The sequence below is a fragment of the Mesorhizobium sp. B2-5-3 genome, from assembly GCF_006441005.1.
Taxonomy (GTDB): domain Bacteria; phylum Pseudomonadota; class Alphaproteobacteria; order Rhizobiales; family Rhizobiaceae; genus Mesorhizobium.
This window is the reverse complement of the sequence record NZ_VFUS01000001.1, coordinates 164,809-177,867: the sequence shown is the minus strand read 5'-3', so window position 1 is coordinate 177,867 and position 13,059 is coordinate 164,809. Positions and strand designations below refer to the sequence as shown.

General features: G+C 63.8%; 12 protein-coding genes and 1 riboswitch. Of the genes, 7 read left to right on the top strand and 5 right to left on the bottom strand.

The features are described from left to right. The first annotated feature begins 114 nt into the window (after window positions 1–114). The 5 genes from FJ867_RS00910 to FJ867_RS00890 all read left to right on the top strand — a co-directional run bounded on the left by FJ867_RS00910 (window position 115) and on the right by FJ867_RS00890 (window position 5,584). Window positions 115–948: an outer membrane protein gene (locus FJ867_RS00910; protein WP_140493269.1), complete on the top strand. Its 834-nt coding sequence runs from the start codon at window positions 115–117 to the stop codon at window positions 946–948. 184 nt (window positions 949–1,132) lie between these two features. Next, complete coding sequence (locus FJ867_RS00905; protein WP_140816283.1) at window positions 1,133–1,897, top strand: outer membrane protein; 765 nt, start codon at window positions 1,133–1,135, stop codon at window positions 1,895–1,897. A gap of 202 nt (window positions 1,898–2,099) precedes the next feature. Next, window positions 2,100–3,275: a phosphoserine transaminase gene (locus tag FJ867_RS00900; RefSeq protein ID WP_140816281.1), complete on the top strand. Its 1,176-nt coding sequence runs from the start codon at window positions 2,100–2,102 to the stop codon at window positions 3,273–3,275. Between the two features lie 162 nt (window positions 3,276–3,437). Continuing rightward, window positions 3,438–5,036, top strand: a complete 1,599-nt coding sequence (gene serA, locus FJ867_RS00895) for a phosphoglycerate dehydrogenase (protein WP_140554925.1) — start codon at window positions 3,438–3,440, stop codon at window positions 5,034–5,036. A gap of 182 nt (window positions 5,037–5,218) precedes the next feature. Further along, on the top strand, window positions 5,219–5,584 hold the full coding sequence (locus FJ867_RS00890; protein ID WP_224618070.1) for a cytochrome c: 366 nt from the start codon (window positions 5,219–5,221) through the stop codon (window positions 5,582–5,584). Between the two features lie 64 nt (window positions 5,585–5,648). On the opposite strand, the gene FJ867_RS00885 is transcribed toward FJ867_RS00890, so the two are convergent. Beyond that, on the bottom strand, window positions 5,649–6,551 hold the full coding sequence (locus FJ867_RS00885) for a DMT family transporter (RefSeq protein ID WP_140554926.1): 903 nt from the start codon (window positions 6,549–6,551) through the stop codon (window positions 5,649–5,651). Between the two features lie 214 nt (window positions 6,552–6,765). Between FJ867_RS00885 and FJ867_RS00880 the strand changes: the two genes are divergently transcribed. Then, on the top strand, window positions 6,766–8,064 hold the full coding sequence (locus tag FJ867_RS00880; protein WP_140816279.1) for an adenylosuccinate synthase: 1,299 nt from the start codon (window positions 6,766–6,768) through the stop codon (window positions 8,062–8,064). Between the two features lie 74 nt (window positions 8,065–8,138). Next, window positions 8,139–9,824 (top strand): hypothetical protein, encoded by a 1,686-nt coding sequence (locus FJ867_RS00875; protein WP_140554927.1) that lies wholly within the window; start codon window positions 8,139–8,141, stop codon window positions 9,822–9,824. Window positions 9,825–9,930: 106 nt separating this feature from the next. On the opposite strand, the gene FJ867_RS00870 is transcribed toward FJ867_RS00875, so the two are convergent. From FJ867_RS00870 to FJ867_RS00855, 4 genes are read right to left on the bottom strand one after another with little or no spacing between them, the layout of a single operon-like run. Beyond that, window positions 9,931–10,092 carry a CcdB family protein gene (locus FJ867_RS00870; RefSeq protein WP_348641333.1) on the bottom strand — a complete coding sequence of 54 codons (162 nt, stop codon included), beginning with the start codon at window positions 10,090–10,092 and terminating at the stop codon, window positions 9,931–9,933. Next, the gene (locus FJ867_RS00865; protein WP_140493291.1) at window positions 10,092–10,334 is read right to left on the bottom strand and encodes a type II toxin-antitoxin system CcdA family antitoxin; all 243 of its coding nucleotides are present in this window, start codon (window positions 10,332–10,334) and stop codon (window positions 10,092–10,094) included. Before FJ867_RS00865 ends, FJ867_RS00870 begins: the two co-directional genes overlap by 1 nt. A 44-nt stretch (window positions 10,335–10,378) precedes the next feature. After that, complete coding sequence (locus FJ867_RS00860) at window positions 10,379–12,196, bottom strand: ABC-F family ATP-binding cassette domain-containing protein (RefSeq protein ID WP_140816277.1); 1,818 nt, start codon at window positions 12,194–12,196, stop codon at window positions 10,379–10,381. A 1-nt stretch (window position 12,197) separates the two neighbouring features. Beyond that, complete coding sequence (locus FJ867_RS00855; protein WP_140816275.1) at window positions 12,198–12,842, bottom strand: thiamine diphosphokinase; 645 nt, start codon at window positions 12,840–12,842, stop codon at window positions 12,198–12,200. A gap of 88 nt (window positions 12,843–12,930) precedes the next feature. Next, a riboswitch (TPP riboswitch) is annotated at window positions 12,931–13,046 on the top strand. Window positions 13,047–13,059 lie beyond the last annotated feature (13 nt).

Below are 13,059 nucleotides of genomic sequence, written 5' to 3'. Positions count from 1 at the left end.
TGGTTAATAGACAGGGTTAAATGCCTTTTAACCTTTGCAATTCATTATCCACGCCTGAAAGCCAATCTCATTCGGACGCGACCGCTGTTCCGAGGGTTTCTAGGGGTGACAAGCATGTTCAATACAGCAAGAAAGGCCCTGTTCGCCGCGCTGTTCGCGGGCCTGGCATGGCCGGTGTTCGCGGCCGACCTTCCGGAGCCGGTGGTCGAAGAGGCGCCGCCGCCGGTATACGAGCAGCCAGTCGATGTCGGCGGCTGGTACATTCGCGGCGATCTCGACTACCACAAGTCGAAAGTGCGCGGCATCGATTACACGACCTACACCATCGATCCCTGTAATTGTAACGTCATTCCCGGCGACAGGAGCTTCGATTTCGGCAAGCTCAAGGGCGGCTTCTCGCTCGGCGCCGGCGTCGGCTACAAGATCAACGATCATTTTCGTACGGATTTGACCGCCGATTACTGGTTCAAGTCGAACTTCGACGGCGGAACCTCGGACGCTTTCTCGACGTCGACCGAAGTGTCGAAAATGAGCGCCTTGCTGCTGCTGGCCAACGCCTATGTCGATCTCGGCACCTATCACGGCATCACGCCCTATGTCGGCGCCGGCATCGGCGGCGCGCATGTCAGATGGGACGATGTCAGGGACCCGAACACCACCGAGTTCAACCCCGGTGCGAAAAGCTGGCGCTTTGCCTACGCGCTCATGGCCGGCGCTTCCTACTGCCTGACCGACAAGCTGATCCTGGACGCGGGCTATCGCTACAGCCACATCCAGGGCGGCCGCATGTTCGAGTGGGATATCAGCAGCGCCGGGCCGGGCTTCGACCGCGGCATCGACACGCATGAGGTGCGCGGCGGCCTGCGGTACCAGTTCGGCGGCAACAACGGTTGCGCCGCGCCGACGGTGGCCTATCAGCCCGAACCCGAGCCGATCTACACCAAGTAACATCCGACCATCCAACGGTCCGAAACCGCCCGGCATCAGCCGGGCGGTTTTCGCTTGTCTGGCTGCCCGAAAATCATTCGCTAACGCTCTGTTAGCCTTAACCCCGACTTAACCACTATGGTTAACAATGCTTCCTGAAACGATGGCTGCCGTCTGGTGGCGCCGAAATCGGGAGCAGGGGATCATGAAAATCACATCGCGTATGGCGCCGGTGCTTGCCACATTCGCCATCATGCCGCTGACGCCTGCGCTGGCCGCCGACTATGATCCCCCGGTCTATGTCGACCAGGCGCCCGACTACGTGCCGGTCGAGGTCGGCTCGGGCTGGTATCTGCGCGGCGATGTCTCCTACCTGGTAGAGAAGAGCTTCAAGAATGAGGATTTCGCCTTCACGCCGGCGAGCTTCGACAACGAGGAAGACCCGGTCTTCGCCAGCATCGGCTTCGGCTACCACTTCAACGATTATCTGCGTGCCGATCTCAATCTGGGTTACCTGCCCGGCAACAAGATCGGCATTGGCTATGACGATTCAGCGACCGCGGCAGAGGCGACCCTGGCGTCGGCGTCCCTGAAGAACTATGCCTTTTCAGGCATGCTCAACGGCTATGTCGACCTTGGAACCTATGTCGGCATAACACCCTATCTCGGCGCCGGCATCGGCATCGTCAGGAGCACGCACAAGCTCTCGGCGAGCTATTTCACCGACGATGGCGATCCAACCGACGACTTCGGACTGAGTGACGACAAGACCAAGTATTCCTTCGCTTACACGCTGAATGCCGGCCTTGCCTATCAGGTGTCGAAGAATGTTTCCGTCGATCTCGGCTATCAGTATTTCTCGGCGCCCGACGCCGAATATGTGACGGCCGAGAGCCTGACCTCGTTTCCGGTCCACAAGGGAATCAGCAATCATCAGGTTAAGCTCGGGCTACGCTACGATCTCTGGTAGTAGGCTGGCATACATGAACCCTGGCGGCGGATCTCTTCGGTCCGCCGTTTGCGTTTGAAGCTCACGAGATCCTGATCGCGGATCGCCGATATCCTGCCCGCGACAAAAACTTTCCCCTTGACGCCCGAAGTCCGAGCGCATATCGCCGTCCGTGGGCCACCCCTCCCCAACGAGGGGCCACTATCTGGAAGGATAGACCACGATGACGACGCATACGAAGCCCGGATTCCGTCCGGCAAACCCCAATTTTTCCTCAGGTCCCTGCGCGAAACGTCCCGGCTGGTCGGTCGAGGCGCTGAAAGCTGCCGCGCTCGGCCGTTCCCATCGCGCCAAGATCGGCAAGACCAAGCTCGAACAGGCGATCGCGCTGACGCGCGAAATTCTCCAGGTTCCTGCCGACTACCGCATCGGCATCGTGCCGGCGTCCGACACAGGCGCCGTCGAGATGGCGCTTTGGTCGCTGCTGGGCGAGCGCGGCGTCGACATGGTCGCCTGGGAGAGTTTCGGCTCCGGCTGGATCACCGACGTGGTCAAGCAGTTGAAGCTTGCCGATGTGCGCAAGCTCGAGGCCGGTTACGGCGAACTGCCGGATCTCGGCAAGATCGATTTCGACCGCGACGTGGTCTTTACCTGGAACGGCACGACCTCGGGCGTGCGCGTGCAGAACGGCGATTTCATCCCGGCGGGCCGCAAGGGTCTGACCATCTGCGACGCGACGTCGGCCGCCTTCGCGCAGAAGCTCGATTTCGAGAAACTCGATGTCGTGACCTTCTCCTGGCAGAAGGTGCTGGGCGGCGAAGGCGCGCATGGCATGCTGATCCTGTCGCCCCGCGCCGTCGAGCGGCTGGAGAGCTATAAGCCTGCATGGCCGCTGCCGAAGATCTTCCGCCTGACCTCGGGCGGCAAATTGATCGAAGGCATCTTCAAGGGCGAAACCATCAACACGCCATCGATGCTGTGCGTCGAGGACTATCTCGACGCGCTCAGCTGGGCGAAATCGATCGGCGGCCTCGATGCGCTGGTCGCAAGGGCCGACGCCAATGCCGCGGTGCTCGACCGTTTCGTCGCGAAATCCTCCTGGCTTGGCCATCTCGCCGTAGAGCCGGCGACGCGGTCGAACACGTCCGTCTGCCTGTCCTTCACCGACGGACAAGTCGCTGCACTCGACGCCGACGCACAGGCGGCCTTCGCCAAGGGTCTGGTTTCAGCGCTCGACAAGGAAGGTGTCGCCTATGACATCGGTTCCTATCGCGACGCACCGCCCGGCCTGCGCATCTGGTGCGGCGCAACGGTCGAGACCTCCGATCTCGAAGCGCTGCTGCCCTGGCTCGACTGGGCCTTCGCCGGCCAGAAGGCGTCGCTGAAAGCAGCGGCCTGAAACTCGAACGGTATCATTTTCTGGAATACCCCTCATCCGGCCGCTTCGCGGCCACCTTCTCCCACAAGGGGAGAAGGATCGGCGCCTCACATTCTCCCCCCGTGGAGAAGGCGCCTGAGCGAAGCGAAAGCGGGTGTGGGGTAAGCAACAAGGACCAATCCCATGCCTCGCGTTCTCGTCTCGGATAAACTTTCCACCACCGCCGTTCAGATCTTCAGGGATCGCGGCGTCGAGGTCGACTATCTTCCTGATCTCGGCAAGGACAAGGAGAAGCTGCTTGAAGTGATTGACCAGTATGACGGCCTCGCCATCCGCTCGGCGACCAAGGTTACCGAGAAGCTGATCAATGCCGCCACCAGGCTCAAGGTCGTCGGCCGGGCCGGTATCGGCGTCGACAATGTCGACATACCGGCGGCCAGCCGCAAGGGCATTATCGTGATGAACACGCCGTTCGGCAATTCGATCACGACAGCCGAGCATGCGGTAGCGATGATCTTCGCGCTCGCCCGCCAGATCCCGGAAGCCAACGCCTCGACGCATGCAGGCAAATGGGAAAAGAACCGCTTCATGGGCGTCGAGATCACCGGCAAGACGCTCGGCGTCATCGGCTGCGGCAATATCGGCTCGATCGTCGCCACGCGCGGCGTCGGCCTGAAGATGCATGTCGTCGCCTTCGATCCGTTCCTGTCGGACAAACGCGCCGAGGAACTCGGCGTCGACAAGGTTGAACTGGACGAGCTCTTCGCCCGCGCGGACTTCATCACGCTGCACACGCCGTTGACCGACAAGACGCGCAACATCATCGATGCCGCCGCGATCGCCAAAATGAAGGACGGCGTGCGCATCATCAACTGCGCCCGTGGCGGGCTGGTCGTCGAAGCCGACCTGGTGGCGGCGCTGAAGAGCGGCAAGGTGGCCGGCGCCGGCATCGACGTGTTCGAGGCCGAGCCGGCCGAACAGAACGCATTGTTCGGCATGGAGAATGTGGTGGCCACCCCCCATCTCGGTGCCTCGACGGCGGAAGCACAGGAGAACGTCGCGCTGCAGGTCGCCGAACAGATGGCCGACTATCTGATCAAGGGCGCCGTCTCCAACGCCATCAACATGCCGTCGATCACCGCGGAGGAAGCGCCGCGGCTCAAGCCCTTCGTCAAGCTCGCCGAAGTGCTTGGCGCCTTTGTCGGCCAGGTCACCGAGGACCCGATCAAGGAGGTGGAAATCCTGTTCGACGGCTCGACCGCGACGATGAATACGCGCGCGCTGATCAGCGCGGCCCTTGCCGGGCTGATCAGGCCGCAGGTAGCCGACGTCAACATGGTGTCGGCGCCGATCATGGTGAAGGAGCGCGGCATCATCGTCGCCGAGGTCAAGCGCGACAAATCGGGCGTGTTCGACGGCTATATCAAGCTGACGGTCAAGACCGAGCATATGACGCGCTCGATCGCCGGCACCTGTTTTTCCGACGGCAAGCCGCGCTTCATCCAGATCAAGGGCATCAATCTCGATGCCGAGGTCGGCCAGCACATGCTCTACACGACCAATGCCGACGCGCCGGGCATTATCGGCCTGCTCGGCACGGTGTGCGGCGAGAACGGCGTCAACATCGCCAACTTCCAGCTCGGCCGCAACCGGCCAGGGGGCGATGCCATCGCGCTGCTCTATCTCGACGCACCGTTCCCGGAAAAAGTGCTGGAGCAGGTGCGGGCGCACAAATCGATCGATTCGGCCAAGCGGCTGCAGTTCGACGTCGGCAGCGTGTAGGGCTCTTCCCGCACAGGCTGCAACTGCACGATCGCGATGCTCCGCGCATCGAGTGTTTTCCGGCAAGCCTAGATGGTCTTGATCGTCCGTCTGAGGATACTTGCCTTCGCGATAGCGGGGCGTCTGCTGCTGACCTTAGCTGCCCCGATGCCTGATCATTTTCGCAGCGTGCAAAGCAGCGCATGGTTTCCCAGGCGCCCAAGCCCGACGAAACCCGCATGGCCGCTGGCGAGGCGATCTACCATGACAATTGCTCGGCCTGCCATGGTGGAGACGGCGCCGGCGCCGGGGCTCTTTTCCCGCCGCTCGCCGGCAATTCGATCGTAGCACAGGCCAGCACCGAAACGCTTGCCCGGGCCGTTCTGGCGGGAAGCCAGGCCGTGCATACGGCCCGCGCGCCGACGACGCCGGCGATGCCCTCGCTGGCGGGGCGCCTGAAGGATCAGGAGATCGCCGACGTCTTCACTTACGTGCGCGGCAGCTGGGGCAACGCCGCCCCGGCAGTCTCGTCCGACGACGTGGCGGCGGTGCGCAAGGAATTGCAGTAGTCCTGCGAATTGCCGGGCGAGCCGACGCTCTCCTCAAGGCTGACGATCGGGGCGCGAAGCGAGTTTACTGGCGCCTCGGCATGGCTGCCTTGCGGCCGCTATATTCGGCAAGCGCGATGCCGCCCAGCACGAGGACGAGCGCCAACGCCTGGTAGAGCTGGAATGTCTCGCCGACGATCAGCACCGAAAGCAGGGTGCCGAAGATCGGCACCAGGTTGATGAACAGGCCGGCCCGGTTGGCGCCGATCAGCTCATTGCCCCTGATGTAGAATATCTGCGAGACGACCGAGGCGCCGATCGCAGTATAGACGATCACCGCCCAGCCGCGTGCGTCGGGAACGATGACCTTGCCGGCCGCGATTTCCCATAGGAAGAACGGCAGCGAGGTGACGAGCGCGGCGAGCGACATGGCCAGCATCAGGCTCTGCCATTGCATGGCCGGCTTCAGCCGCAATCCGACCGAATAGCCGCTGTAGAGAATGACCGCGACCAGCATGATGGCGTCGCCGAAATTGAGCTCCAATGTCAGCAGCCGGCGCGGATCGCCGTGGCAGGCGGTCAGGATGACGCCGAAGATCGTCAGCACCACGCCGGCGATCTGCGCCCAGTTCACGCGCAGGCGGAAGAAGATGAAATTGGCTACGATGATCAGGATAGGCATTGCCGCCTGCTCGATCGAAACGTTGATCGCGGTCGTGTAATTGAGCGCCGTATAGAAGATCGTGTTGAACAAGGTGAAGCCGCTGGCGCCAAGTGCGGCGAGCACGAACCAGTGCCTGCGCACGACGGGCCAATCTCTTTTCAGCGCATTCCAGCCGATCGGCAGCAGGATCGCTACCGCCAGCACCCAGCGCAGGAAGACCAGCGTCATCGGTGAGACGTGATGGACCGCCAGCTTGCCGGCCACCGAGTTGCCGCCCCACAGCAAGGTGGTGAGCAGCAGGAACATGTAGGCGCTTCGGTGCATGGCGGGTCGCAGCGGGGAGGAGGTGAATGGGGCGTGCCTGCCGGCCTATTGCCCCCGCCTGGACAAGTAAATGATGTCAAAGCTGAAAATTGTTGTGCCTCAGCCCATTTTCGGCGGCAAAGAAAGGTCGCATCGGCCTGCTCTTGACGTTATAGAGGCCTGTCGTTTCGAACCGTATCCAAGCCGCGCGGCGGCGCCTCGAAGGAAAAGAAACATGGCCAATGTGGTGGTCGTCGGCTCGCAATGGGGTGACGAAGGCAAGGGCAAGATCGTCGACTGGCTATCGGAGCGCGCCGATGTCGTGGTGCGTTTCCAGGGCGGCCACAATGCCGGCCACACGCTGGTCGTCGACGGCAAGGTCTACAAGCTGTCGCTGTTGCCGTCGGGCGTCGTGCGGCAGGGCAAGCTGTCCATCATCGGCAATGGCGTCGTCTTCGATCCGCACGCATTCGTTGCCGAAGTGGCGAAGCTCAAGGGGCAAGGCGTCGAGGTAACGCCGGAGCGCCTGAAAATAGCCGAAAACACAGCGCTTATCCTGTCCCTGCACCGGGAACTGGACCGCTTCCGCGAGGACGCCGCCTCAAATTCCGGGACCAAGATTGGCACGACCCGCCGCGGTATCGGCCCCGCCTATGAGGACAAGGTGGGCCGGCGCGCGGTGCGGGTGATGGATCTGGCGGATTTGGAAACACTACCCTTGAAGGTCGACAGGCTGTTGACGCATCACAATGCACTGCGTCGCGGCCTTGGCCATGCCGAAGCCACGCATGACGCGGTCATGCAAGAGCTGACCTCGGTCGCCGGCGAAATCCTGCCCTACATGGACCGGGTCTGGAAGGTGCTCGACGACAAGCGCCGGGCCGGCGAGCGCATCCTGTTCGAGGGCGCGCAAGGCACGCTGCTCGACATCGATCATGGCACCTATCCGTTTGTCACCTCGTCCAACACCGTCGCCGGCCAGGCGGCAGCCGGTGCCGGCGTGGGCCCGGGCGCCATCGGCTATGTGCTTGGCATCACCAAGGCCTATACGACGCGCGTAGGCGAAGGTCCGTTCCCGACCGAGCAGCAGAACGAGATCGGTGAATTCCTCGGCACGCGCGGCCATGAATTCGGCGTCGTCACCGGCCGGAAGCGCCGCTGCGGCTGGTTCGACGCGGTGCTGGTGCGCCAGGCCGTCGCCGTCAACGGCATCAAGGGCATTGCCCTGACCAAGCTCGATGTGCTTGACGGGCTGGACGAGATCAAGGTCTGTACCGGCTACCGCCTCGACGGCGAGACGATCGACTATCTACCCGCCAGCCAGGGCGCGCAGGCCCGCGTCGAGCCAATCTACGAGACGCTGGAGGGGTGGAAAGGCACCACCGCCGGCGCGCGCAGCTGGAACGACCTTCCGGCCCAGGCCGTCAAATATGTCCGCCATATCGAGGAGTTGATCGGCGCGCCGGTCGCGCTCCTCTCCACCAGCCCGGAACGGGACGACACGATACTTGTGACCGATCCGTTTCAAGACTAGTTTCTCAAGCCTTTCCGGGCGTTGCGGCTGATTTGCGGAGGCCGGCCCGGAGCACAATACAGGTCGACTGACGCATGGCGAAAGATTTCGTTTCTGCTCTGAGGGATACGATAAACAATTTTGGCGATCCTACGCCGGAGCTGCGGGCCAAAGTCTACGACAAAGCGCGCTCGACGATTGCAAAGAAGATTGCCGAGCGCGAGCCGCCGCTTTCGCCGTCGGAAGCCGAAAGGCAGAAGCGCGGCCTGGAAGACGCCATATCGAGGCTCGAGCGCGAATATGCCAAAAGCGTGCCGGAGACCGATCCGCTTGCCGAACTGGAGCACATATTTTCCTCCATCGATCGCAACAAGAACCAGTCGAACCATACCAAACAGCCGGTAAAGGCGGAGCCGGCCTGGCCGGCAGCGCCTGCCTCGAAGGCTGAACCCTACAAGCCGCCGCCCCCCGCTCCGGAGCCCGACATCTCCAGGCCTGCATCGCCCGCCGCCGAGGTCGAGCCGAACTGGCAAAAGCCCGTACCGGTGCAGCCGGCCCCGGAGTTCGACGACAGGGCTCAGCCTGGCATGGATGTGGGTCAGGACGACGAGCATGCCGATGTCTTTGCGAGCGACGAAGAGGCTGCGGCCGCCGACACTTTCCAGCGCTTGCGTCCGGCTGAACGCAAGCGCAGCTATGGCGGGCTGATTGCCGCTGCCGTTGCGTTGCTGGTCATTGCCGGCGGCGGCTATGGCATCTGGCTGAACAAGGATGCCTTCGGCAAGATGCTGGGTCTGGGCGGCGGCAGCAAGGTCGCGACGACCGAGCCGGTCAAATCGACACCCGCCAAGCCGGCGAGCGATGCGGCGGCAACGCCCCCGGCACCTTCGGCTAGCGGTGCCGAGCCCGAAGGGACACCGAAGTTCACTCAAAGACTGACACCGCAAGGAAGCGAGGTCGATCCTGGCCCGGCCGGCGGACAGAGCGGCGTGGGCGAGGGCGAGTCCGTCGCGGCGCTGACGACGCCGCCTTCAGCCACGACCACCCCGGCCTTGTCGGCTCCGGCAGGAGGCACGCCGGCCGCAGGCGCGCCCGCCGGGACCACGCCCCCTGCACCGGGCGCTGCGCCGGCGGCGCCACCCGCCAATGGGACCGCACCCGCGGCGCCGGCTGACAACGCCGCCACGCCGCCCTCGCCTGCCGGTGCGCCGACGCAAACCTCTCTGCCGGTCGGCCAGAAGGCGATCTTCTATGAGGAGCGCACCAGCACCGCGCAGGGTTCGGCCGAGCCGGGCAACATCGTCTGGTCGCTGGTGCAGGAATCGCCCGGCGGCGACCTGCCGCCTGAGCCGGCGATCCGCGCCGAGGCGACCATTCCCGGTAAGGACATCCAGTTGCGCATGACCATCCGCCGCAACACTGACCAGACGCTGCCTGCCAGCCACATCATCGAGATGATCTTCCTGACACCCGACGGTTTCGAAGGCGGCGGCGTCGACAACATCCTGCGCGTGGCCATGAAGAGTTCCGAGCAGGATGCCGGCAGCCCGCTGATCGGCATTCCGGCCAAGATCGCCGACGGCTTCTTCCTCGTCGCGCTCAACGATACCAAGGCCGACGAGGACGCCAATCTGACCTTGCTTCGGGGACAGGACTGGATCGACGTGCCGGTCGTCTACAAGACCGGACGACGAGCGTTGCTGACGATGGAAAAAGGCATTCCCGGCGAGAAGGTGTTCGACGAGGCGATCAAGGCTTGGCAGGCGAAGACGGCGGGCTGAGCCGACGGCAACGGTCGGCTCCGGTCAGAAGCCTTGGAACAGCATGTCTAGCGCGGCGACGATGTCGTCGTGGTGCTTGGAGAGATTTCCCTCGGCATCCGGCAATTCAGTGGCCATCAAGGCAGAGCCGGCGGCCAGGAACGGGGGCTGTGTCGGACGGCATCAACGGAATGACGACTCTCGTGTTCAGCCTCTCAAGAAGGTCGGACTGAACATCGACAAGGTAACCACTGCCTCCGGCATTCCGATAGAGATCGTAACGGGCCATCAAAACAGCGGGCGTGTGGCCAATGGCAACCCGTTCCGCTCGACATAGGCGTTGGAGCTCACAATCGCCTCAAAGTTCTCCTCTTGCCACCGACGCGTTTTTTCCGCCGCGATGGCCTTCGCAATACCTGCCTCGGCGGCGCGCGAGAGATTGATACCCGACGCTTTGGCGTCTTTGATCAGCTGAGCGTCAATGGATGTATTGACAGACTTTCGCTGAGGTTTTGTCGTCGATTGAAGCACGGAGAGAGCCCTCTTTTAAGCGCATAACGCAGCGTATACCATCCTCACCCCTCCATCTCCTCGCGCAACATCTCCAGTTCGAGCCACTCTTCCTCCAGTGCCGCCAGTGTCGCGCGCTCCTTGTCGAGGGCGGCGATGGTCTTCTGGAACGAGGCCGGATCGCGCTCGTAATAGGCCGGATCGGCGATGTTGTTCTCCAGCCGCGAGATCGAGGCTGTCACCGCCTCGATCTTCTTGGGCAGCGATTCCAGCGCGAATTTCTGCTTGAACGAGAGTTTTTTTGCCGGGGCTTTGGCGGTGGCGCTGTCCGCCTTCGCCGTCGGTACGTCGCTTGCATCCGCCTTCGCGCGCGCCTTGCGGTCGTCGAGCCTGGTGCCGCCGCGCTGCGCCAGCATGTCGGAATAGCCGCCGGCATATTCGACCCAGCGACCGCCGCCGTCCGGCGCGATCACGCTGGTCACGGTGCGGTCGAGGAAATCGCGGTCGTGGCTGACCAGGATGACCGTACCGGCAAAGCCGGCGACCAGTTCCTGCAGCAACTCCAGCGTTTCCATGTCGAGATCGTTGGTCGGCTCATCGAGCACCAGCAAGTTCGCCGGCCGGGCCAGCACGCGCGCAAGGATCAGCCGTGCCCGCTCGCCGCCCGACAGCTCGCGCACCGGCGTGCGTGCCTGCTCCGGCTTGAACAGGAAGTCCTTCATGTAGGAGACGACGTGGCGCTGCTCACCATTGATGACAAGGTTCTCGCCGCGCCCGTCGGTGAGATACTGAGCCAGCGTCTCCTGCGGATCGACCGCCTCGCGCTTCTGGTCGAGCGTGGCGATCTCCAGATTTGTGCCGAGCCGCACCGAACCGGCATCCGGCTGCAACTCCCCGGTCAGCATCTTCAGAAGCGTCGTCTTGCCGGCGCCGTTCGGCCCGACGAGGCCGATGCGGTCGCCGCGCTGGATGCGGGTCGAGAACCCCTTGACCACGGTGAGGTCGCCAAAGCTCTTCTCGATGTTCCTGGCCTCGATCACCAGCTTGCCGGATTCGGCGGTGTCGCTGGCCACCATGGTCGCGGTGCCTTCGGCGCCGCGATGGCCGCGAAAACGCTGGCGCATGGTCTGCAATTCGCCCAGGCGGCGCATGTTGCGCTTGCGCCGCGCCGTCACGCCATAGCGCAGCCAGTGTTCCTCGCGCACGATCTGGCGGCCGAGCTTGTGCTGTTCGCGCTCTTCTTCCTCAAGCACCTGGTCGCGCCATTCCTCGAAATGGCCGAAGCCCTTATCCAGCCGGCGCGTCTGGCCCCGGTCGAGCCACACGGTGGCGCGCGATACGCGCTCAAGGAAACGGCGGTCGTGCGAGATGACGATGAGGGCCGAGGAGGTGCGGACGAGTTCCTCTTCCAGCCATTCGATCACCGAGAGATCGAGGTGGTTGGTCGGCTCATCGAGCAGCAGGATATCAGGCTCGGGCGCCATGACGCGGGCAAGGGCGGCGCGCCTGGCCTCGCCGCCGGAGAGGTCGCCCGGCTGCTCCTCGCCCGAGAGGCCGAGGTGCTCCATCAGGTAGCTGGCGCGATAAGGATCGTCGGCGGGACCGAGGCCGGCCTCGACATAGGCGCGCACGGTTGCGAAGCCGTCCATGTCGGGCATTTGCGGCAGATAGCGGACGGTCGCCGATGGCTGGCGGAACACCTCGCCGTCCTGCGGCTCGATCAGGCCGGCGGCGATCTTGAGCAGCGTCGACTTGCCGGACCCGTTGCGGCCGACCAGCGCGATCTTGTCGCCGGCCGACGCAGCCAAGTCGGCGCCGTCGAGCAGGGGCGTGCCGCCGAAGGTCAGTTTTATTCCGTCGAGATTGAGAAGAGGCGGCGCCATGTCAGCTTTCTGGCAAGGGATAGGGATGGGCGAGCAGCAGCGCGCGGCCCGCTCCCAGCGCGATATCGAGCCTGCCCTTGACCTCGTTGGAGATGGTCAGCGACGAGCCGAACGCGACCTTGACGCGGTCAAGCGGCCATTTCGCACCGGCGACGGTCAGCCCTGCAAGCTCGGAAAAACCCAGGATCGAGAACAGGGTGCCGTCGGCATAGTCGAAGCGGGCCGTGCCGTGCGCCAGGGGCACGGCTTCCTGCGCGCCGCTGGTCAACAGCACCTTTGTCCCGGCCCCGGCCAGCCGCAGGGCGAGCGCCATGTGCAGGAAGGCATGGTCGGCGCGCTTGCCGCCGAAGGCGCCGGCGAGCACGAGGCTGGTAGCGCCGCGCTCCAGGGCGGCCGATATCGCGAGTTCTCCATCGGTGGCGTCTTTCTCTGCCGGAAAGGTCCGGCGCGGCACGGCGGCCAACTCATCCGGCAGGCCGGCGGGCACGGAGTCGAAATCGCCGACCCACAGTTCCGGCACAAGGCCGAGCGTGCTTGCATGGCCGATGCCGGCATCGGCGGCGATGACGCGGGTTCCCTCGACCTGACGGTCGAGCCGTGGCGTGCGGACGAGATCGCCGCCAAGCAGGATGGTGAATGTGCTCATATCGTGTGGCCCTTACCAGCCCGACAGCGGAAACGGAAGGCCGGCAAACAGCCACTTGCGCGGTTCACCGGCCGGGCCTATGTGTCGAGGCGCTCTAACGGGGTGCCGGACGCGATATTTCGCGGACCGGCTGAGAGGCAGTCTCGCCAACCCGCTGAACCTGATCCGGTTTGTACCGGCGGAGGGATTAGACGTTTCGGACAGTCCGACGCCTCAA